Source organism: Xylocopilactobacillus apis (assembly GCF_033095965.1).
Lineage (GTDB): Bacteria > Bacillota > Bacilli > Lactobacillales > Lactobacillaceae > Xylocopilactobacillus > Xylocopilactobacillus apis.
The window spans coordinates 2,065,516-2,086,081 of sequence record NZ_AP026801.1; the positions used below are offsets into that span (position 1 = coordinate 2,065,516).

21 protein-coding genes and 1 pseudogene are annotated in these 20,566 nt (G+C 35.9%); 11 read left to right on the forward strand and 11 right to left on the reverse strand.

All coding sequences use genetic code 11. The features are described from left to right. Window positions 1-3 precede the first annotated feature (3 nt). Together galE and R8749_RS09855 are read right to left on the reverse strand one after the other, a co-directional pair. Window positions 4-993 (reverse strand): UDP-glucose 4-epimerase GalE, encoded by a 990-nt coding sequence (gene galE / locus R8749_RS09850; protein WP_317696438.1) that lies wholly within the window; start codon window positions 991-993, stop codon window positions 4-6. Window positions 994-1,002: 9 nt separating this feature from the next. Continuing rightward, window positions 1,003-1,611: an NUDIX hydrolase gene (locus R8749_RS09855; RefSeq protein ID WP_317696440.1), complete on the reverse strand. Its 609-nt coding sequence runs from the start codon at window positions 1,609-1,611 to the stop codon at window positions 1,003-1,005. Window positions 1,612-1,711: 100 nt separating this feature from the next. Between R8749_RS09855 and R8749_RS09860 the strand changes: the two genes are divergently transcribed. Beyond that, complete coding sequence (locus R8749_RS09860; RefSeq protein WP_317696442.1) at window positions 1,712-2,485, forward strand: hypothetical protein; 774 nt, start codon at window positions 1,712-1,714, stop codon at window positions 2,483-2,485. Here the strand turns inward: R8749_RS09860 and R8749_RS09865 are convergent. From R8749_RS09865 to R8749_RS09885, 5 genes are all read right to left on the reverse strand, one after another. Beyond that, window positions 2,469-2,918: a DUF3021 domain-containing protein gene (locus R8749_RS09865; protein WP_317696445.1), complete on the reverse strand. Its 450-nt coding sequence runs from the start codon at window positions 2,916-2,918 to the stop codon at window positions 2,469-2,471. The two genes, R8749_RS09860 and R8749_RS09865, sit on opposite strands and share 17 nt — an antisense overlap. Then, window positions 2,915-3,358, reverse strand: coding sequence for a LytTR family DNA-binding domain-containing protein (locus R8749_RS09870; RefSeq protein ID WP_317696447.1), 444 nt, complete (start codon window positions 3,356-3,358; stop codon window positions 2,915-2,917). The genes R8749_RS09865 and R8749_RS09870 overlap by 4 nt, the downstream gene beginning before the upstream one ends. A 100-nt stretch (window positions 3,359-3,458) precedes the next feature. Next, the gene (locus tag R8749_RS09875; RefSeq protein WP_317696449.1) at window positions 3,459-4,361 is read right to left on the reverse strand and encodes a TPM domain-containing protein; all 903 of its coding nucleotides are present in this window, start codon (window positions 4,359-4,361) and stop codon (window positions 3,459-3,461) included. A 9-nt stretch (window positions 4,362-4,370) separates the two neighbouring features. Continuing rightward, window positions 4,371-5,351 (reverse strand): TPM domain-containing protein, encoded by a 981-nt coding sequence (locus R8749_RS09880; protein ID WP_317696451.1) that lies wholly within the window; start codon window positions 5,349-5,351, stop codon window positions 4,371-4,373. Between the two features lie 96 nt (window positions 5,352-5,447). After that, window positions 5,448-5,981 (reverse strand): ClbS/DfsB family four-helix bundle protein, encoded by a 534-nt coding sequence (locus tag R8749_RS09885; RefSeq protein ID WP_317696452.1) that lies wholly within the window; start codon window positions 5,979-5,981, stop codon window positions 5,448-5,450. A gap of 64 nt (window positions 5,982-6,045) precedes the next feature. Here R8749_RS09885 and R8749_RS09890 point away from each other — a divergent pair, with 64 nt between their 5' ends. The 3 genes from R8749_RS09890 to R8749_RS10740 all read left to right on the forward strand — a co-directional run bounded on the left by R8749_RS09890 (window position 6,046) and on the right by R8749_RS10740 (window position 8,097). Next, window positions 6,046-6,831, forward strand: coding sequence for a MerR family transcriptional regulator (locus tag R8749_RS09890; RefSeq protein ID WP_317696455.1), 786 nt, complete (start codon window positions 6,046-6,048; stop codon window positions 6,829-6,831). A gap of 328 nt (window positions 6,832-7,159) precedes the next feature. Further along, window positions 7,160-7,834 (forward strand): Crp/Fnr family transcriptional regulator, encoded by a 675-nt coding sequence (locus R8749_RS09895; RefSeq protein WP_317696457.1) that lies wholly within the window; start codon window positions 7,160-7,162, stop codon window positions 7,832-7,834. 68 nt (window positions 7,835-7,902) lie between these two features. Then, window positions 7,903-8,097 (forward strand): YgaP family membrane protein, encoded by a 195-nt coding sequence (locus tag R8749_RS10740; RefSeq protein ID WP_345784985.1) that lies wholly within the window; start codon window positions 7,903-7,905, stop codon window positions 8,095-8,097. Between the two features lie 260 nt (window positions 8,098-8,357). Here the strand turns inward: R8749_RS10740 and R8749_RS09900 are convergent, their stop codons facing one another. The 3 genes from R8749_RS09900 to guaA form a co-directional block, all read right to left on the reverse strand. Further along, window positions 8,358-11,096, reverse strand: coding sequence for a DEAD/DEAH box helicase family protein (locus R8749_RS09900; RefSeq protein ID WP_317696459.1), 2,739 nt, complete (start codon window positions 11,094-11,096; stop codon window positions 8,358-8,360). Window position 11,097: 1 nt separating this feature from the next. Next, window positions 11,098-13,125: a DNA methyltransferase gene (locus R8749_RS09905; protein WP_317696461.1), complete on the reverse strand. Its 2,028-nt coding sequence runs from the start codon at window positions 13,123-13,125 to the stop codon at window positions 11,098-11,100. 115 nt (window positions 13,126-13,240) lie between these two features. Further along, complete coding sequence (guaA, locus tag R8749_RS09910; RefSeq protein WP_317696462.1) at window positions 13,241-14,782, reverse strand: glutamine-hydrolyzing GMP synthase; 1,542 nt, start codon at window positions 14,780-14,782, stop codon at window positions 13,241-13,243. A gap of 77 nt (window positions 14,783-14,859) precedes the next feature. On the opposite strand from guaA, the gene R8749_RS09915 reads away from it, so the two are divergent. After that, entirely contained in the window at window positions 14,860-15,489 is a 630-nt protein-coding gene (locus R8749_RS09915; protein WP_317696463.1) for an SDR family oxidoreductase, read from the forward strand. A gap of 33 nt (window positions 15,490-15,522) precedes the next feature. Here R8749_RS09915 and R8749_RS09920 read toward each other — a convergent pair whose 3' ends face one another. Continuing rightward, window positions 15,523-16,695, reverse strand: coding sequence for an aminotransferase class I/II-fold pyridoxal phosphate-dependent enzyme (locus R8749_RS09920; protein WP_317696466.1), 1,173 nt, complete (start codon window positions 16,693-16,695; stop codon window positions 15,523-15,525). A gap of 118 nt (window positions 16,696-16,813) precedes the next feature. Between R8749_RS09920 and R8749_RS09925 the strand changes: the two genes are divergently transcribed. From R8749_RS09925 to R8749_RS09950, 6 genes and pseudogenes are all read left to right on the forward strand, one after another. Beyond that, window positions 16,814-16,945, forward strand: coding sequence for a hypothetical protein (locus tag R8749_RS09925; RefSeq protein WP_317696469.1), 132 nt, complete (start codon window positions 16,814-16,816; stop codon window positions 16,943-16,945). A gap of 131 nt (window positions 16,946-17,076) precedes the next feature. Next, a complete protein-coding gene (locus R8749_RS09930) occupies window positions 17,077-18,126 on the forward strand; it encodes a PTS sugar transporter subunit IIC (RefSeq protein WP_317696471.1) in 1,050 nt (349 codons plus the stop codon). 159 nt (window positions 18,127-18,285) lie between these two features. Further along, window positions 18,286-18,576 (forward strand): annotated as a pseudogene (gene rpsF / locus R8749_RS09935) (30S ribosomal protein S6); the annotation flags it as partial. A 145-nt stretch (window positions 18,577-18,721) separates the two neighbouring features. Beyond that, entirely contained in the window at window positions 18,722-19,237 is a 516-nt protein-coding gene (gene ssb, locus R8749_RS09940) for a single-stranded DNA-binding protein (RefSeq protein WP_317696473.1), read from the forward strand. Between the two features lie 25 nt (window positions 19,238-19,262). Then, window positions 19,263-19,502, forward strand: a complete 240-nt coding sequence (rpsR, locus tag R8749_RS09945; protein ID WP_317696474.1) for a 30S ribosomal protein S18 — start codon at window positions 19,263-19,265, stop codon at window positions 19,500-19,502. Between the two features lie 36 nt (window positions 19,503-19,538). Beyond that, window positions 19,539-20,483, forward strand: a complete 945-nt coding sequence (locus tag R8749_RS09950) for a GIY-YIG nuclease family protein (protein ID WP_317696476.1) — start codon at window positions 19,539-19,541, stop codon at window positions 20,481-20,483. Window positions 20,484-20,566 lie beyond the last annotated feature (83 nt).

Consider the following 20,566-nt stretch of genomic DNA (forward strand, 5'->3'; position numbering starts at 1 on the left):
CTTTTAGTCTTTGTAGCCTTCTGGATGTTTTTGCACCCAATTCCAAGCACTCGCAATAATTTCATTAATATCATCATATTGAGGAGCCCAATGCAAAACGCTTCTAACCTTGCTGCTGTCAGCAACTAATGAATCTGGATCTCCACCACGTCTTGGAGCAGAAACAGCAGGAATCGGCTTACCAGTTACTTCTCTCGTTGCCTCAACAATCTCTTTAACTGAGTATCCTTTTTTCGATCCTAAATTAAACGCATCACTCTTGCCGCCGTTTCTAAGATATTCCAATCCTAAATAATGAGCTTCAACTAAATCGACAACGTGAACGTAATCTCTAATATTAGTCCCATCCGGCGTATTGTAATCTTCTCCACAAATATCAACATGATCTCGTTCACCAGTTGCTGCCTGCAAAACGAGTGGAATTAAATGGGATTCTGGTCGATGATCTTCACCAATGCTTCCGTCTGCTTTTGCTCCAGCAACGTTGAAATATCGAAAAGCAATCCAATTGATATCATAAGCAGGTCCATTCCAAGCCATCATCTGTTCCATCATAAGTTTGGTTAAACCATATGGATTGATTGGATTTTTCGCTGAATCTTCCTTAATCGGAACCTCTTCAGGATTTCCATAAACAGCTGCGGAAGAAGAAAAGATTAATTTATTAGTGTGGTGCTTTGCCATGACCTTAATTAAAGTAATGAGGCCACCTACATTATTATCAAAATAATCGTTTGGTTTTTTCAGCGATTCAGGAATCTGAATATAAGCACAAAAATGGAAAACTGCTTCGACATCTTCTTCTGAAAACACGCGATTCATAAACTCTTCATCGCGCACATCTCCCTGATAGAACACCGCATTTTCATTAACTGCTGCTCGATGACCACGGCTTAAATTATCAACAACGACAACTCTTTCATTTTTTTGAACTAATAGATCAACCATATGAGAGCCAATGTATCCGGCACCACCTAAAACTAATAAACTCATCTTTTCCTCCTAATCGATAACTAACGGTTTTATTTTAACATTAAACAAGTATTTTAACTGCTCTGAAGTGGTTCGATTCAAAGACAATGGCGGTAAATTATCCAAAGTAAAATATTTCACCTGATCGGTTTCATTATTTTCTTTAAAACTGCCGGACTCTGGCGTACAAGCAAAAATCATCTTATAAAACTGATAAATCTGAGGAATATCTGGTCTTTTTTCCGTATCGTACAGCGCAATCAATCCATCAACTTTTACTTTTAAGCCGGTTTCTTCAAAGACCTCTTTCGCTGCATTTTCACTCGGACTATAACCGATATCTGCAAACCCGCCTGGCAGTGACCACAGTTGAGTAGCGTGATCTTGAACCAGTAATACTTCTTGACCCCGCCGAATAAAGGCACGTACCTCAGCTTTTGGAGTTGCATAACCTTGATCAAGTGCGACATATTTCTCAATTGTCGCAAGTGGTACTTCTGTGTTAGCGCTCATTAGCAGCTCTACAATCTTTTTTATTTCTTCATAACGTTCAATATCAAACGGATCTTTTGCATACGCCAGCCCACTTTCAGCTAGTGCTAACATCCGTCGATACTTTGCTAAATAATCTATCGTCATAATCTGCCTCTTTTCTTAATTCATCATAAGACGAAAAATTTCATTTCTCCAGTTTTTCAAAGCAATTTTAGTATTTTTTAATTTTGCTATAATAACATCCATGCGTTCAGGAATTATTATTAATTTACAAGTGACTGGCAAGACTTTGGCTTATGCCGAAAATTTCTTGCCGCTATATTGGGAAATGATTTTAAAAGCAGGAGATTTTGATTTTACATCTGCTGAAGATTCTTTAGCTGCTGCGATAGAAGTTAGTGACGTTGACTACATTTTAGAAAAAAACGAGTTCAGTGATGCTGGATTTCAAGATTTTCTGATCTGGCTCCGTAAATTTCCAGTCAATATTAAAATTTTAGGACTTAAAACAATGTTTTATGAACAAAGATATGATATTGGCGACAACATTGCAGGAGACGAGGCATATTCAGGTAAACTTAGTAATCTTGATCTTTTGAATCAAATCATCGACTTTGGCTTTGAAGAACCACATAGTGAGCCTCACAATCTTGATGAATGCATCGCTCGTTTTGGGGTGGTTTCGATTGATTATCAAAAAGGCGACTATCTCAAGTTCAGCAAAATTGAAACTCCGCCTAAATATAAAGAGAAATTAAAATTGACTCGCTCAAAACGTAACGACACCTTTTTTAAGTTACTCCCCGCATTATTTGTTTTGATCCTCTGTGTGATATTTATCGTTCATATTGATGTTCATAATTTTCAAAATCATTTTTTAAAAAATCCCTTTGCGGGATCCTTTGTCGTCTTATTTTTGGCTGCGCTAACTATTGGCTCTTTTTCAATCATCACCCAGATTGTGCGGCTTTCTAGAGAAATTCATGAAATTAAAGTCGATCTTAAGAAGCTGAAATAACATCGTTTAACATTTTGATCTGACGTTTGGCACGCTCCATTTGCCACCACCAGATCAAGGCATAAATAATAACGAATTCAATGACTGCGCTAATAATTCCGCCTGCTGTGAAGGAAAACCAATCGGCAAAAATTGCCAGAGGCAAGAAAAAAACGATCGTAACTAAGAAATGAGTGAACGTTTGACGAGTAATGCTCCAATTTTCTTGCTCAAAAATTAAATAGCTGGCTCCAAATAAGGCACCCATTAACGCCCAAATACCTGCTGAGACAGTAACTGCTATTAAATTTGAAGAAAATCTTGCATTGAATTGGGGTTTCGATGGTAAAAATTTACCACCTGAATTTACCCAAGAAAACAAAAGTGCAATTAAAAATCCGGCAGCTACTCCAACAATTGATCCAATGAAAGAATATTTAAGTATTTTTTTCATGAGAAGTACTCCTTTTTTATTTTTTGCATATAACGTCTTGAAGCGTAGGTAATTTTGCCATTTTTAAAATTAACCTGATAAATCCCATTCTTGGTCAGCGAAAAATTTGCAATTTGACTGATGTTGACAATTTCACTGCTTGAAATCTGCAGAAACAAGCGCTCAGACAGTAAATGACGCAATTCATAGATCCGCTCTTTTACTTGAAAAGTTCCGCTAATCGTTTCACAGACAACATGTTTACCGAGAGTATGAACTCTGATAATCTGATAAATCGGAATAATTTTTTGCGCTCCTCGGTCTGATCCAGCTAGATTTTGTTCGTTGACAAACTCCCGGATTGCATCTGCGAGCACATGCAGTTCAACGCTATCTTTTTGAGCATTCACACTAATAAAAGCCTCTTGGTAGGCCTCATTAATTTCAGTTTTGACTAACATCTTACCTCCTTTAAATCTAATTTAAAGGAGTTGGAAGTTAAAATAAAGTTCTACCGATAAACGGTCGATGAACAGAGACAAGTGGTAAAATTTTTTCACTCTAAATACTAGCGCCACCACCACCAGACGATCCTCCGCCGCCTGAGAAGCCTCCACCAGAAGAACTTCCCCCCGACGAGCCACCGCCAAAGAAACCGCCAGAAGAACTGCCTCCCGAATAACCGCTACCGCCGCTGCTTTGATTAAACCATAAATAAATCAAAGGAATTAACCAGAGAATTTTAGAAATTCTCATTGACAGAATCAAAAACAAAATCGAAATCAAAATAAGAACTACGTGACGTTTACGGTCATATTTAAACTTATCAAAGGCTATCAGAATTAGATAAACTAGTAGTAAAATTATCAGCAAAATAGCCTTTGAATTAATCCTATTTCTGGGTCTCGTTATCACCTTACTATCAGCTGTCTGATAGCCATTAGATCGGTCTACTACACCAGCAACAGCCTTAAAAACCTTCTGTAGTCCTTGATTAACTTTTTCATCATTTTCTGATTTTAGATTGCCTTTATTTTCATTAAGAATTTGGGCGGCAAGATTATCTGTCAGATCTCCTTCTAATCCGTAACCAACCTCAATTCTGACATTGCGTTTTCCGTTGTTAAGGGCATATAAAATCAAAACCCCGTTATCTTTACTTTTGCTTCCAATTTTCCATTTTTGAAACAAGTCTGAAGCATAACTATCAATATCTTCATCCTCGGTAGAGGAAATCACTGCGACAACAATTTGAGGAGCATTTTTCTTATTCTGGTAATAAGAATTCTTTTGCTCCACTAATCCCTTTGTGGTTGTACTTAGAACATTAATTTGGTCATAGTAAAAAGTATCGGGAACATCAGGAAAATTAACTATCGCTACAACTTGATTGCTTCCAAAAAATAAACTAGTAAATACGATCAACAAGACGGTCAGGTACTTTTTATATCTATCTGTTCTCATTTATTCACTCTATATACTAGCTCCGCCGCCACCAGACGATCCTCCGCCACCTGAGAAACCTCCACCAGAAGAACTGCTGCCGCCAGAATATCCTCCTCCGTTAGAAGATCTGCCTCTTCTTCTAATGGGTTTTTGATTGAAATCAAATTCAAACACAAGATAAATCAACAAAACGATACTGATTTTTATCGCTTGCAGCATTAAAAAAAGCATGTATAGATATGAAAAAAACAAAAACCAGCTGTATCTGTTTTGTGTTTTTTGATCGACTGAAACAACTTGGCCTGGATGCCACTTTTGTTTTTTTCGCTCCAGCTGAACTTTGTGATGATAATCTCGGAATATCAAAAATGCCAAAATGATGTAGATGATGATTGAAACTTTAACAGCATTTTTCTTAAACTTGTTCAGATCTTTTTTAAATTTCATCTGCTTAAGGTATGTTTCACCAGTCTTTCGATCTGAGGTCTGATACCCACTAGAATAATCAACAACCCCAGAAACAGCATTAAAAACATGCTGCAGACCGCGATTGACTTTTTCTTGAGAACTCGATTTTAAATCAGACTTATTATCTTTTAGAATTTTACCCGCCAAGGCATCAGTTAAATCGCCTTCTAAGCCATAACCAACTTCAATTCGGACATTGCGCTTCCCCTGATTGACGGCATACAAAATCAATACTCCGTTATTCTTAGCTTTACTGCCAATCTTCCACTTTTGAAATAAATAAGACGCATAAACATCAATTCCTTCATCACCAGTAGAATTAACTGCAGCAACTATTACTTGCGGTGAATTTTTCTTCTTCATATAGTAAAGATTTTTTTGTTCAACTAGGCTTTCGATATCTTGATCCAGCGTACCCGTTTCATCATAATAAAAAGTTCTCGGTGCATCCGGCAGAGATTCCGCGGCAAACACTTTTTGAGCTCCAAAAACCAATGCCAAAAACAGCCCGAGTAATATCCAATATTTTTGCTTTTTCATAATTGCTTTTTCCTATAATTTTAAGATATCACAACATTAAGCAAGGTTATATTAAATTCTAAAGCAAAAACTAAAAAGAGGCTTATATCACAGCCTCTATTTTTGAGATTTCAAATACTTTCTTATTTTCTTTAACGCCCAGTCATAGTGACTGGAAGTACTCGATACAATGTAGGCTCCAAGAGTGTTATTGCCAGTCCATGGGAAAACACCTTTAGAAAAAAGTTCTTCATTGCTAAACGAATCAATCAGCTTCATTACTTTCTGGTGGGTATCTTTTAGATCTTCAAGAGCTTCATCGTAAGGAGTATTTTGGTGCTTCCTCCATAATTCAAGATTCATTTCACCATAGTTGCGCCAATTGTATCCGTCGGGCAAGAAATCTTTTGCAACGCCTTTTTGATTATTCTTCACCCAATTTAGCAATAGAACTTGCCACTCATACAAGTGAATTAGGACATCTCTGATATTTTGATCTCTTTTCCAGTGTGCCCCCTTTTCTTTCTCAAGATCAAAATGAAATTTGCCATTCTTTTCTTCTTCAGTTAAAGAATCGAGTAATTTGATTAATTTTTCAAAATTTTCAGTGCTGGCTGCAATTAAATCTTCTTTTGTTGTTGGTCTTGCCATTTGTTAGGCCTCCTTTTTTATATTATTATATAGACTAACCTTAGGTGAGAGTACAGGGGAATTTATGTTTAAAATTGGTGATTTTTCTAAGCTGACAAATTTGACGGTTCGAGCCCTTCATCATTATGAGAAGCTGGGACTTTTAACGCCTGAAACAACCGATCCGCTAACCAATTATCGTTACTACTCAGCTCGCCAGATTATAACAGCAAATCAGATCAAGGCATTTCAACAAGTAGGTTTTTCGCTAAAAGAAATCAAAAAGATGCTTGAGAATCCAGACTTAATGGAAGATTACTACTCAACGCTGGAAATGGAGTTGAAGGCTGAACGAGAAAAGGTCAAAAAAAAGCAGGCGATGCTGAATTTATTGCAGCAAAACCCGCTGACAGCAGAATATCATATTGAATTAAAAGAGATTCCTGAAAGAAAAGTAGTTTCAATTAGAAAAATTGTTGCATCTGAAGATCAAGAATTTCAACTGTGGAATGAGTTAATGAGCAAGATTGAAAAACAAAATGACAAAATAACTGATTCTCCTCAAGCCATGACTATTTATCACGACCCAGAATATCGCCAAACTGATGTTGACCTTGAAGTTCAAATGAACGTCATCGGAAATTCTTCCGACTTTAAAACAATCTCTAGTTTTATGATGCCGACAGTGACTTTTAGTGGCAGTTATGAACAAATGCCGCAAGTTACGACGGCTCTTGCTTTATGGACTGAAAATAATGGCTATTCAATTTCAGGTCCAATGATTAATATTTTTCACGTTTCGCCGGCTCAAAGCTCTAATCCTGACGATTGGGTAACTGAAGCAGGTTATAAGGTGCGACCAAATAAATAATGATGAATTCATCGAATACTGACGGTGTAGTTGAGGAAAATGATTTGTTTTAATTTCCTCAAATTGATAATATACATCCACGACAACATCAATAATATTCCTATAAAAATTAAGTATTCGTGGAATTAGAGAACATTTGATATAGAATATATTTTGTCAATTAAATGAAAGACTAAGAATCTGACCCTCAGGGTATGTTCACACTTGTAACAAATAGTTATTTCACAGACATCAAGTCAAGAGCCATACATACCAATTGAAATTTTATAAATACACTTATTTTTTGATATGCCGGACAGTGATACTTCAGAATAAAGAGACCTTAACAATGAAAAATCAAAACAGCAATATCGACCAGTTTGGATCTAGCTTCCCAGTTTTTTATCAACTGAGCAAGAGCGCTCAAGAACTACTTTCCAAGAATTTAAACCTTCATAAAGTCACGCTTGAAACTGCTAAAACTATCGCACCTGGCGAAATCAATCATTATATGTATTTCTTATTATCTGGCTCCGCAAAAATTTTTCAGGTTACAGAAGAAGGAAAAGAATACCTTCTATATCGGTTATACCCTGGTGAAGTTTGCGTTTTAAGTGCCGAAAGTATTCTTAAAGGAAAGGCTTTTCCTGCTTTCCTAAATTTAGAACAAGAAGCTCATGTTGTTGCAATTCCAGAAGAAATTTTCCGTGAATTGTTTAATACAGAGAACGCTTGGAAGGAATTTATTTTAAGCGAAATGGCAGATAAAATATTGCTTTTATTTGATTTAGTTGAGAATCATTTATTTAAAAATAACGAGCAAAGACTGCTTCTTTACCTGAAGGAAAATGTAAATTCCAAAACATTAATATTGGAGATGACCCACAATGAGCTCGCCGCAGAACTAGGAACAGCACGTGAAGTCGTCAGTCGTCTACTCAAAAAAATTGAACAGCAAGGTATCATTAAGCTAGCACGCAAGCGGATTACTATTCTTGATTATGACAAATTAAACAACACCTAGTGTGACAAAAGTCACGGAAATCCTCTTTTTTAGTTTGCTAAAATCAACTAACGGGAAGGGGGTTACTCATGAAAAAAAATGTTGGAACTATTGATTCTATAATACGAATAATTATTGGACTAGCTCTACTTAGTTTATTCTACTTTTTAAAAGGGAATCTACGGTTTATTGCACTTATTGGATTCTTTCCGCTGATTACTGGCTTAACGAGACGGTGTCTACTTTATAAATTGTTTGGAATCAGTTCATGTAAAACAAAATAACTCTCATAAGAGAGCCAATGACTCGGAAATACATTCTTGTTATTGGCTTTTTTTCTACGATTAGTCAAGTAATTTTGATATTTTATTTGATTGTATTAGCTTAATCCTATCTTAAGTGCACAACAAAAAGCCATTCATCTTGGCGTATCCAACACCAAATTGATATACCTACATTAAGCATATAATAGGAAATCCAATGTTCTTAACAAGATGTTCATTCATTCCTATGTTTAAAATTGGTGATTGTTTAAGCTGTACAATTAGAATAAGCCGTCAGGTTCATCGTTTATTCCCTTAATTTCAGTCATTTTAAAAAGTTGCTCTAAAGTCTTTTGACTATCATCTTTAGTGTAAAACTTTAAGCCGCTGATTCTAACGTTCTTTTCATCGTCCTGAAATTCCATTTTATCTTGATTATCTGTTAAATAAAGCAATAAGTCTTGCTTCCATAATTCACTCACAAATCTTTCACCGCTCATACCCTTAGGCTCAATAAAAATTTGAAAATAAAATTCACTATCCTCAAGAAATAAAATAAAATCAGGCTGAAATCCTTGTAAATGTACATCAACTTTTTCACCAGCACGATTGATTCGCAAACCATACTGATGGAGTTTAAGTTTTTCGCTCTTTATCGATTCGCGGTGCATGTTCTCATCCATACGAAACAAATAAACGGCTTTATTATATTTATGTTTAAGTTCACTCACATGGGCTTTTATTCGCTCAATAAGTTCAAATTCTAGCTTGTTAACAATTGCACGGTCATAAACATAAAAATCTTCTGCCATATCATACACGGCTACTTTTTGAGTTGATTCATTCGACAAAGCTGCAGTGTCATATTCTGGTATCCGCTTATTATAATTCGACAAATATTCACTAATTGGATAACCAACAAACTTGTTTGTGCCGCGTTTCTTAACATATCCAGATTTAAATTTCACCTCATATTCTTTCAAGAGATCAATCGTAACTTTCAAGATTTCATCAGCTGTTATATCCCTTGACTTATATTCTTTTGGTATGGTCAAAAAAAGTTTCAGATTTCCAGCATTCAGCCAATTTTTTCCATAAATAAAATCTTTCATCGACCTTAGAAGTGGAAGATATTTTTTTAAATTATCGAATTGATAAAACTCTAATCGTTGGATTGCTTTCTTAATATACCGATCATTAAACTGCTCAATTCCGATAGTTTTAGTTTCTACAGTTTCAACACTTGCTTGATAGGATACTTCACGGCTGCCGTAATTCAAACTTCTATAAATATCAGTTTTATGATTAATGCCATATTTTTCAATAGAGTCAAACCACTCATCTGCAACGTCCTCGGCTTCGTTATAATAAATTTTGCCGGTTTTATAAACATCTGTTTTCTTAAAAGCGGATTTAACCTTAATTTCAATAGGCGGATTCTTCTTATCCTGACCTGTCGGCAAGTCCATTTGTTTCAATGCCCCCACCAGCTGTTTCAAGTATTGGGGTTCATTCATTGTATGATAATGCAAAGTTTCTAAGAGCAGCTGCTTATTCGAAGTTTCACCATCAAATCTTCGTTTGTAACTTTTTTGCCCATTCAATTCAAATGGATAGTACCTTGCACCACGTCCAATCAACTGAGCTTCTATCATCGTAGCTTTTTTATTTGCAAGCGCTTCTTGCTCAATGCGTACAATATCATAAAGATTTAAAACATCCCAACCCTCAGTCAATTTAGCTACAGCAAATACTACACGATACAAACTATTTGGACTCTCAAGCGTATTCAATGCTTTATATTGTCCTTTTTCAAGAATATTTCCGCTTGTATCATTTGCGTTTAATACGTTTCTCGGATCGAAATCATGCTTTATTTCACGAACGATATTTGCAAGTTTATCTTCATTTTGTAAATAATAGTTATATGCTAATTGCAAAGCTGAACTATCGTTGCTGTCTAACAACTGCTGATGTTTGATAAATGATATTAAATCCCCAACGTTAAGATTCAAAATAAGTTCATTAAATGTCTTGTTAGCTTCTAAAGACACTGCAACTTTTGGAGACTTAAACATAATTACGGGTTTGAATACTCCAGTAACTCCCTGAGCATAGGCAAAATATTTTCGATACTGAGATAAAAGAATCACGTTCAACATTTTATCTTTATCATTTGCTGACGTTTCAATTCGTTTCACTTGCTTAGAGTAGCCATCGTACATAAACTTATTAAGCGGATAGAGATAGACAACTTTATCTCGGTACTTGTTATAAATTGTTTCTTTATCAAAATCCACAGTAGCCGTAAATTCAAGAAGGAGATTTTTTTGTTCCTTATCATCTCGTGCTCTGAGAATCTTATTGATTGCTGACTCCCATGTATTCTCAGCTTCCTTTTCTGACTTTGTGCTTGCTGAATAATGGTGCGCTTCATCTGCCAGAACTGCCACAGGCTGGTTTTCATAATCAGCCAAGCCCATCGTATTCTCTTTCAAAACAAATAAATCATCTGAAACTTTCTGAACAGAAGAAAGTTTGATATAAATAGTATTTGCTTCTTGAATCCGCGGAAACCGTTCAACTTCTTTGATAAAGATCCGTTTTCCATCAATTTCAATCTTATCTTGAAAAAGATACTTATCACTACTTTTGCTGACTAAATTATCTTTTGTTTTCATTAAAACCGAGTTAGTGTTGACGGTGAATAAAAAATTCCGATAGTTATGTTCTTGATAGAGATAGAGAATAAGTCCTGCCATCAAGTCTGTTTTTCCTGAACCGGTGGCCATATTAAAAAGAACATGCTGGGGACTTGGTTTAAGATGTGTTTGAGTATAATGGTAATTTCCAATTGCCTGGTTTTGATAATTGCGCAAAGTGTGAATAAGGTTTGCATCAATATATTCTGGAATGACATATCCTTGATGCTGACTAAATAAATCAACTTCTGCTTGTTCAGCTTGGTCTACGAGGGGAAATTGACGGACGTTAGCAGAAATTTTATTTACTTTAGACATCCTATTCTCCTTTCGCATAAAAATATTTGTTGAAGGTGTAATCTTTATCAGAGATCATATCACGGACATTGGCATCATCAATTTCTGAATAATTATAGTAAAGTCCATTTTTATCAAGCAGTTTTACAAGCAGCCGTTTATTTTCATCAAATCCTTCATCCCAATCAATCTTATTCAAATCAGCACGAAATGAAATATCGGCAGTACCTTGAATCATTCGTTCATAGACTAACTTTAATTCTTCAATTTCATTGGCATTGATGATATCCTGCAAGTATTCCATGTTTTTAGGAAAAAGCTCTGCATAAACAAACGAGCCTCCACCCTGCCAATTAACATCACTTGAAATGCCAGTCTTATCTCCATTAATCACATTATTAAGACGTTTTACAACTAGATTTTTAATGTAATCCATTTGCTCAATACCAATAAATCTACGATGAAGTTTCATTGCTGCTGCAGCTGTACTGCCGCTTCCTAAATGAAAATCTAAAACTAAATCATTTTCATTAGTAGCCATATCGATAATCATTTTGAGCATTTTCTCTGGCTTTTTACCAGAGTTAAATGCTGTTCCACCCTCATGCCTAATATTACCGACTTGGGGGCTAAAATCATAATAGTTTACGATCGGAACTTCTTTGTAATATGTTCCCGATTTAATGCCTTCAAGTTTAGCCGTCGGAATTTTATTGTACATTTTTCCTTTTGCTGCCCCTATTTTTTTAGGGCCTGTCATATATCTATAACCCAGCCCGTCTTCTCCAAGTCCATCTATTTTATATAGAACGCCATAACCGTCTTCATTCAATCTAGGTTCAACTACTTTTTGATACATTTGACCGTGTCCAGTTCCGGAATAAATGGATCCAGTTACCCAAGTTTCTTTAAAGTAAGAAAGAGAGTTGGTCTCTTCATCAGATACTTTTTTAATCTCATAACTTGAGGGCAAAAAAATATCAACCTTTCTGCCATTTACTTCGATCGTCTTATCAGGAGACTTCAATTCCTTAATGTCTAGATTGAATTTCGTCGTATCATAAGCAACAGTTGGTTTATTTGGCTTAAAATTATTTTTATCTTTTGCATAAGCAAGACAATACTCAATTACCGGTTGAAAATTATCACGCTCGTTCAATGATTTATTTGTATAGCGGACTTGGAAATGGAAAGTCTCTAAATGATTGCTTTCTCCAAATATGTTATCGCACAGTACTCGAAGATAAGCGTACTGTTTATCATCAATCGAGATAAAAATTGAGCCGTCATCGCTCAAAAGTTCACGAGCAGTTTCTAATCGATTTTTCATGAAAGTTAACCATGTTGAGCGGCTAAATTTATCATTATACAAAAAAGAGTCTTTACCCGTATTGTAAGGTGGATCGATATAAATAAGTTTTACTTGGTCTTTATAATTCTCTTTAAGTGTATGAAGTGCCAGCAAATTATTTCCTTTAATAATCAGATTATCTTTCTCCTTATCAAAAGAAACAATCCTATTATCTTTCGCTTCGCTGCTCTGTGTAATTTTACTATTGTCAAAACGTTCTGTATTTACGAATATTTTTTTATCAAATAATCGATCAATTTCGTCCTTTTCAATAACTTCATTCAAAAACGCTTCATCATATCCATCATCATTATCCTCTTTGGTCATAGAAGCAGTGAGGACACAATCTTTAAAGGGAAAATCTAGAACAACATCTTGACTGTCTTGAAGAAATTTTCCCCCTGAACTCAGGCCCACACGATTTTCATATTTCGTGTAGCTGGTATCCCAGTAGGAATTATAAAGTACCGCTTCCTCGAACTGCTCAATTTGAAAGATTGTTTGACCTGCAGCTTTCTTGATAAAATGTTCCTTGATAAAATCCATCTCAAACATTTTGTTCAAAAGGGCTTCGTCATAATTACGTAAATCATCTGTGAGCTTAGGACGATTCAATTCTTCACCGATAAAATATTTTTCACCAAAAGAAGAAAGCACATTTTTTAATTCATCAAAAATCGCCGGTTCAATATTAGCCATTATGTTTATCTCCTATCCCGATATCTCGTCAATTATATCATTGAATATTTTGGACAAAATAAATCCTCCCACCGATATCACTTCATTCAGTGAGAGGATTTTTAGCTATTTAAATTTATTCCCATTCAATTGTCGCAGGCGGTTTACTCGTTACATCGTAAACTACACGATTGACGTGTGGTGTTTCATTAACAATTCTAGTTGAAATCTTTTGCATTAGATCCCAATCCATGCGGTAAAAATCAGCGGTCATGCCGTCAATTGATGTAATTGCCCGAATTGCAATCGTGTAATCAAACGTTCTACCGTCTCCCATGACCCCAACACTGCGCACACCTGTTAAAACAGTGAAGTATTGCCAGATTTCACTTTCTAATCCTGCATTTTTTACTTCTTCTCTTAAAATAGCGTCGCTAACTCGAACAATTTCAAGCTTTTCAGCGGTGATCTCACCTAAAATGCGAATTGCGAGTCCGGGACCTGGAAATGGCTGACGCCAAACAAGATCATGCGGTAAGCCTAACTTTTCGCCCAGCTCACGGGCTTCGTCTTTAAACAGTGTCCGCAATGGTTCGATTAACTTAAACTGCATATCCTCTGGTAAGCCACCGACATTATGATGTGACTTAATCGTCTGCGCATTACTTGTGCCCGATTCAATCACGTCAGTGTAAAGCGTCCCTTGCGCCAAGAATTTGATGCCTTTAAGTTTTGAAGCTTCTGCATCAAAAGTATCAATAAATTCTTTTCCGATAATTTTACGTTTTTGTTCGGGATCAGTGACCCCTTTTAATTTATTTAAAAAGGATTGAGATGCGTCAACCTTGATAATGTTAAGCCCAAATCGATCACTCAAACTTGCCATTACTTGATCTGCTTCACCTTGTCTTAAAAGACCGTGATCGACGAAAATACAAGTTAGCTGATCCCCAATTGCTCGGTGCAAAAGCATTGCAACTACACTTGAATCAACACCCCCCGATAATCCTAAGAGAACTTTTTCACTGCCTACCTCTTGGCGAATTTTTTCTACCTGTGTATCGATAAAATCTTCCATCGTCCAATTGGCTTTTGCCTGACAAACATCAAAAGCAAAGTGACGCAGCATGTCCATCCCGTATTTAGTATGACGAACTTCTGCGTGGAACTGAACCCCATAAAACTTCTTACGAGGATTTTCCATTGCAGCAAACGGAGTATTGGGACTTTCTGCCAATTTGGTAAAACCTGCTGGAAGCTCCCGAACCAAATCGCCATGACTCATCCAAACTGGCTCTTCTTCAGGTAAATCTTTAAAGAGGAGCGACTCCGAATTTAAAACCTTGATATCAGCATGTCCATATTCTCGGTCTTCACTTGGAATCACTGAACCGCCAAGATTATAAACCATTAATTGCATTCCGTAACAGATCCCCAGGATTGGAATACCCATTTCATAAATTTCACGGTCAACCTTATATGCTCCTTCGTCATAAACGCTCATTGGGCCGCCAGAAAAAATAATCCCTTTCGGGGATAACTCGCGGATTTGATCAACCGAAACTGTATGATCTAGTAACTCTGAATAAATTCCCATTTCCCGAATTCGGCGAGTAATCAATTGATTGTACTGACTGCCGAAATCAAGAACAATAATTTTATCTACGTCTTTTACCATTTCTTCCTCATCTATTTATTGCTATTATAATAGTAATGTAAATTGACTGATTTGACGATAGTCAAAAGGAGGTTTTTATGAAATTTTTTATCATTGGAGCTAATGGAAGAATCGGCAAAGAACTATGTAACGATTTACTCGAAAAAGGGCACGTTGTAACTGCCGCTGCTCGTCACTTTGAACAGCTTGATGATCTCAAAGGACTTACAAAAGTTAAGCTGGACCTAAATGACAACGCCCAAGCAATTGCCAAAACAATGACAGCAAATCCCGATGTCATCTACTTTGTTGCTGGTTCCCGCGGAAATGATTTACTAAATATCGACACTTATGGTGCAGTAAAATCCATGCAGGCTGCTGAAATTAATCACATTAAACGTTTTGTGATGCTTAGCGGCTACGGTTCTTTAACTCCAAGTTTTTGGGAACAAACCTCGTTAAAAGAATATTACACGGCAAAATATTTTGCCGACAACTGGTTAATTTCTAATACGAACCTTGACTACACGATCCTGCAGCCTGGAACCTTAACCGAAAAACCACTAACTGGTAAAGTTTCATTAAATACCTCAGAGGCAGGAGAAAACTCAATTAAAGATGTTGCTGCAGTTTTAGCAGCGATTCCGGAACATAAAAATACAAACAAGAAAATTATTTCAATGCATGATGGATCGACTCCGATCGATGAAGCGTTAAAAGAAGTTTAAATAAAAAGAAACCCTAAAAGGTTCCTTTTTTTGTTATCCTAAAATCATTTTTTTATATTCAGTTAACCGTTTCACTGCTTCTTTTAAATCTTCCATGCTCGCAGCATAACTAAGTCTCACATATCCTTCACCACCAGGGCCAAACGAAGCGCCTGGAATTAAAGCTAACTTCACGCGATCTGCCATGTCATAACATAACTTAAAGCTATCTTGTTCCATCCCATCAGGAATTTTAACAAATAGATAGAAAGCCCCGGATGGTTTTGCACACTCAAATCCTAGCTGAGCCATTGAATCAACTAAATAATCCCGGCGTTTTTCGTATTCTTTTTTCATCTCAGCGCCATCATCATAGCCATTTTTAAAAGCTTCTTCAGCGGCTGCCATATTCATGGTTCCAGCAGCTGTAACTGTAAATTGATGAATTTTTCCTAATTCACGGGTAATTTCAGCGGGTGCATTAATGGTTCCAATCCGCCAACCTGTCATTGCATGAGACTTTGACACCCCATTAATTAAAATTGTCTTTTCCGGGAGGAATTCCGCAATCGACGTATGTGCTTCCCCGTAAGTAATTTCAGCGTAAATTTCATCAGCGATCACAAAGATATCTTTATCCTTAAGATAATCGGCGATTTCTTTAACTTCTTCACGGGTATAAGTGACCCCGGTCGGATTACTGGGATAATTAAGCATTATTGCTTTAACATTGGAATGGCTTTTAAAGGCTTGATCTAATAATTCAGGAGTTACAACAAATCCATTATGAGATGTATCAATAAAAATCGGCTTTCCGCCACTGACAGAAATATCAGCAAAATAAAGCGGAAAAGTTGGAGTTGGAACTAAAACTTCGTCTCCTTCATTAATAATTGAAGCAAAAACCGTATAAAGAGATTCAGTAGCACCGACCGTAATGATAGTTTCATCCGGCGTATAGTGTAAGTTATAATGCTTATTAATAAAATCAGCCGCTGCTTCTTTTAATCCTTGTGTTCCATTAGATGGTGCATAATGAGACATATTATTTTTAATTGCTTTAATACCTGCTTCTTTTATGTGTTCTGGCGTATTAAAATCTGGTTCCCCTAAAGTTAGTTTAAGCATGCCAGGAACTGGCGATACTTTTTCATCAAAAGCTCTAATATCTGATGGTTTAATATCTGCTAGTCTTCGATTCATTTTCCCTAATAGTGGATTTGTCATAAAATCACCCCTTTTCAAATTTGTGTTTAATTATACAACATAAATTAGAGGAACTTCACTTTTTTCCCCATAATGTGATATAATCTCAAAGATATTATAAATTCAAAGAGGAGTAATTATGTCTCACAATATTCATAAATCAGTTAATGATAACCGTCGTCCGGTCAATCAGACAAATCTCAAAAAAAGTCAAAAAAACATTGATAAAGTACATGCAACTTTAGCAGAACTAGCAGCTAAAGATAAATAAAATTACTTTGAGATCAAAGTCAGGTTAAATACCTGGCTTTTTTGTTGCCCAAAAAAATATTTATTCCATTTTTTGTATAATATTTAATTAAGATCTGGTAAGATAGTGGGAACTCGAGGGGGAGAAAAATTATGAAATATTCAGAAAGTACACCAGTAAAAGATTTTCTTTTAAATATTTTAAACGGAGTCAGCATTGGAATTGTTGCAATGTTAATTCCTTCAGCAATTCTAGGAACATTTTCTAGCCTTTTTATGAATATCCCATTTTTCAAAACAATTTATGAAATGACAAATTTCGTAATGATTTTAATGCCAGCCGTTTCCGGTTACATTGTTGGACATATGTTTGAATTTACGCCAATTCAAAGTTCTTCGGTCGCTTTAGCCGCTGCCGTCGGAGCCGGTAATTGGAGCTTCAAAAATGGAGCATTCATTGTTAAAGGTGTTGGAGACGTTATTAACCTTCTAATCGTTATTGCGATAGCCGTTTTATTTGTCCATTTTATTGGATCACACCTGGGAAGCTTCACAATTTTATTACTGCCATCACTTTCAGTATTGATTCCTGGAGGAATTGGATACTTAATCCTTCCTTACGTACATTACGTAACAACATTGATCGGAGAAGGAGTTAATGCGATTACTAAGTTACAGCCAATTCCAATGGCAATTTTACTTGCCGTTATCTTTGCTGCCATGATCGTTACACCAATTTCAACAGTCGGAATATCTACTGCCATTGGCTTAGCTGGTCTTGGTGCAGGTGCTGCCGGTGTGGGAATTACCAGTTTAGGATTTGCTCTTTGTTTCTATGGTTGGAAGGTAAATGGCGTTGGCACTAGTCTTGCTCATTTTCTTGGATCACCTAAATTTCAAATGGCTAATATGATGTCAAAACCCAAACTTTTAATTCCTCCTTGCATTAATGCTGCAATTATGGGTTTTGTCGCATCTTTACTTAATATTAAAGGAACTCCTGTTTCTGCTGGTTTTGGAGTTTCCGGTGGAGTTAGTTTTTTAGCAGCTTATAAATTTATGACCCCAGGTATCACTTCAATCCTTATTTTGCTCTTAGTTTTTATAGTTCTCCCATTGATTTTAGGAATTGTCAGTAAAATTGTTTTTATCGATATTCTTCATTTTATGAGACCTGATGATTTTAAAGTGGACGTTAAATAATTTATTTGCGTAATGTATTTATGTACCAGGATTTTTGGTATAAAAAATTAGAACAAAAGGAGTTTTTATGTTAGAATTATTACTCGAGTCAAAAAGTAAACTGGCTCCTTGCTCTATGATTTTCAAAATAGAGCCTCAAGACCAAAAGGAGGTAAATAAATGAGCTTAAGTAAGTATGAAATTACTTATATCATCCGTCCTGATTTAGAAGAATCAGCTAAATCTGAATTAATCGAACGTTTCGATGCAATTCTTAAAGACAACGGTGGTGAAATCATTGATTCCAAAGATTGGAAAAAGCGTCGTTTAGCTTATGAGATCAGCGGTTATCTTGAAGGCGTATATCACATTATTAACGTTAACGCATCTTCTGAAGCAGTTGACGAGTTCGAGCGTCTCGCAAGAATTAATGATGGAATCTTACGTTCAATGGTAATTCGCATGGATGATAAGACTGATTTCCCTAGTCACCTTGCTGAAGCAGCAGCTAAGGCTAAAGCTGAAGCTAGAGCTAAACGCGAAGCTGAATCTCGAGCAGCGGCTAACACTGAAAATCACAGTGAATCCGCTCAGAGTGAAGAATAAGGGGGTTTAAATGATCAATAACGTCGTTTTAGTTGGTCGTTTAACCAAAGATCCTGATTTACGTTATACCAGTAATGGAACTGCTGTAGCTTCATTCACCGTTGCGGTGGATCGAAACTTTACTAATGCACAAGGTGCTAGAGAAGCAGATTTTATTAACTGCGTTGTGTGGCGTAAACAGGCTGAAACTTTTAGTAACTATATGCATAAAGGTTCTCTTGTCGGGATCGAGGGACGAATTCAAACTCGTAACTACGAAGGTAATGATGGCAAAAGAGTTTATGTTACTGAAGTAATGGTTAATAATTTCTCATTCTTGGAAGCAAAAGGTTCTGGAGGTGGGAGTTATAATAACCCTCCTTCCAGCGCCAATTCAGGCAATCAGGATTCAGAGGCTGGCGAAATGCCTTTTAAAGGCACCGATGTCACTGATAAAAGTGAAAATCCATTTGCCTCAAATGATGATAAGAATGGATTTGATCCAGATACCCCATTAGATATATCTGATGATGATTTACCATTTTAAATAATAATTATTGAAAGGAGAGTCCATGCAAAATCAACGTGGTGGTTTCCGTCGTCGTCGTAAAGTTGACTATATTGCGGCTAACCATATTAAATACATCGATTACAAGGACGAAGAATTACTTCGCCGATTCATTTCTGAACGTGGTAAGATTTTGCCTCGTCGAGTTACGGGTACTAGTGCTTTAAATCAGCGTAAGTTAACTCGTGCAATCAAGCGAGCTCGTATCATGGCAATTTTGCCATTCGTCAATAAAGATGAATAAATTTACTAAAAACGTTTCTCTTGGGAGGAACGTTTTTTGTTTCCTAGTCTTATGAAAAACAACCAACAAGAATTTTTAAAAAATAAAGCTCATTCATTACCTGAAACACCAGGTATTTATAAAATGTACAACCAAAACCGTGAGATCATTTATATAGGCAAAGCGGTCAATCTTAAACGACGGGTGACCAGTTACTTTTTGAATCTTGCTGATCGCGAACCTCGAAAAAAAGCCTTAGTTTATCAAATTCATAATTTTGAAATTGAAAATGTCGACACTGAGCTGGATGCTTTATTGTTAGAGTGTCAGATGATCCATAAACACCGACCCTTTTATAATGTATTATTAAACCATTTTGAAAAATATTGTTATTTTACAATTAAAGAACGACTGCATTTAACAACTGATCTTGATCAAAAACTGCTTTTTGGGCCTTACAATCGACATGGGTTGGTAGAAAAAGTACTCAATATTCTCAACAACTTATATTTTAAAGATCTCAATTCATGGTATTATCAAATTAGAGTTTTTAATCCTAGTAATATTAGAATTCCTCCATCTGCTGCCCAAAAAGAACTAATAGATTTTTTTAACGGTGATGGTGAAGGATGTCTCAATCGAATGATTGAAAACCGCGATTATGCTTCTCAACATGAAAATTTTGAACCAGCCCAGCATTGGCAGGAAGAAATCAATAAACTAATCGAATTTACCAAAATAAATCAACGCTTTCAATCGTTTCTTCAAAAGCGTTTAATTGCTGTTATCCCTTTAAATTCAAAAAAAGACAAAGCCTATTATATTAATCAGGGTAAACTCGAAAAAACTGCAGTTATTTTAAATGGTCAGTCTCTTGATGCAGAAAATTTTCAAAAACTCCCAGCTAAAAATAATTTTGTTAAACGAGCACAGCTTGATGAAATTAAAATTTTAGAAAGTTATTTAACAACTAAGAGAATCAAGACAATTTTGTTCAATTAATTTGCATATTTTTGTAAACTTGCGCATAATTGCACTTAACTAAAGGAGATAAATTAAATTTAAAAAATGAAATCTTTAGCTAA

Bases quoted from the DNA above. Each gene is read 5' to 3' on its own strand.
- galE (WP_317696438.1), bottom strand. From the start codon at position 993: ATGAGTTTATTAGTTTTAGGTGGTGCCGGATACATTGGCTCTCATATG.
- R8749_RS09855 (WP_317696440.1), bottom strand. From the start codon at position 1,611: ATGACGATAGATTATTTAGCAAAGTATCGACGGATGTTAGCACTAGCT.
- R8749_RS09860 (WP_317696442.1), top strand. From the start codon at position 1,712: ATGCGTTCAGGAATTATTATTAATTTACAAGTGACTGGCAAGACTTTG.
- R8749_RS09865 (WP_317696445.1), bottom strand. From the start codon at position 2,918: ATGAAAAAAATACTTAAATATTCTTTCATTGGATCAATTGTTGGAGTA.
- R8749_RS09870 (WP_317696447.1), bottom strand. From the start codon at position 3,358: ATGTTAGTCAAAACTGAAATTAATGAGGCCTACCAAGAGGCTTTTATT.
- R8749_RS09875 (WP_317696449.1), bottom strand. From the start codon at position 4,361: ATGAGAACAGATAGATATAAAAAGTACCTGACCGTCTTGTTGATCGTA.
- R8749_RS09880 (WP_317696451.1), bottom strand. From the start codon at position 5,351: ATGAAAAAGCAAAAATATTGGATATTACTCGGGCTGTTTTTGGCATTG.
- R8749_RS09885 (WP_317696452.1), bottom strand. From the start codon at position 5,981: ATGGCAAGACCAACAACAAAAGAAGATTTAATTGCAGCCAGCACTGAA.
- R8749_RS09890 (WP_317696455.1), top strand. From the start codon at position 6,046: ATGTTTAAAATTGGTGATTTTTCTAAGCTGACAAATTTGACGGTTCGA.
- R8749_RS09895 (WP_317696457.1), top strand. From the start codon at position 7,160: ATGAAAAATCAAAACAGCAATATCGACCAGTTTGGATCTAGCTTCCCA.
- R8749_RS10740 (WP_345784985.1), top strand. From the start codon at position 7,903: ATGAAAAAAAATGTTGGAACTATTGATTCTATAATACGAATAATTATT.
- R8749_RS09900 (WP_317696459.1), bottom strand. From the start codon at position 11,096: ATGTCTAAAGTAAATAAAATTTCTGCTAACGTCCGTCAATTTCCCCTC.
- R8749_RS09905 (WP_317696461.1), bottom strand. From the start codon at position 13,125: ATGGCTAATATTGAACCGGCGATTTTTGATGAATTAAAAAATGTGCTT.
- guaA (WP_317696462.1), bottom strand. From the start codon at position 14,782: ATGGTAAAAGACGTAGATAAAATTATTGTTCTTGATTTCGGCAGTCAG.
- R8749_RS09915 (WP_317696463.1), top strand. From the start codon at position 14,860: ATGAAATTTTTTATCATTGGAGCTAATGGAAGAATCGGCAAAGAACTA.
- R8749_RS09920 (WP_317696466.1), bottom strand. From the start codon at position 16,695: ATGACAAATCCACTATTAGGGAAAATGAATCGAAGACTAGCAGATATT.
- R8749_RS09925 (WP_317696469.1), top strand. From the start codon at position 16,814: ATGTCTCACAATATTCATAAATCAGTTAATGATAACCGTCGTCCGGTC.
- R8749_RS09930 (WP_317696471.1), top strand. From the start codon at position 17,077: ATGAAATATTCAGAAAGTACACCAGTAAAAGATTTTCTTTTAAATATT.
- ssb (WP_317696473.1), top strand. From the start codon at position 18,722: ATGATCAATAACGTCGTTTTAGTTGGTCGTTTAACCAAAGATCCTGAT.
- rpsR (WP_317696474.1), top strand. From the start codon at position 19,263: ATGCAAAATCAACGTGGTGGTTTCCGTCGTCGTCGTAAAGTTGACTAT.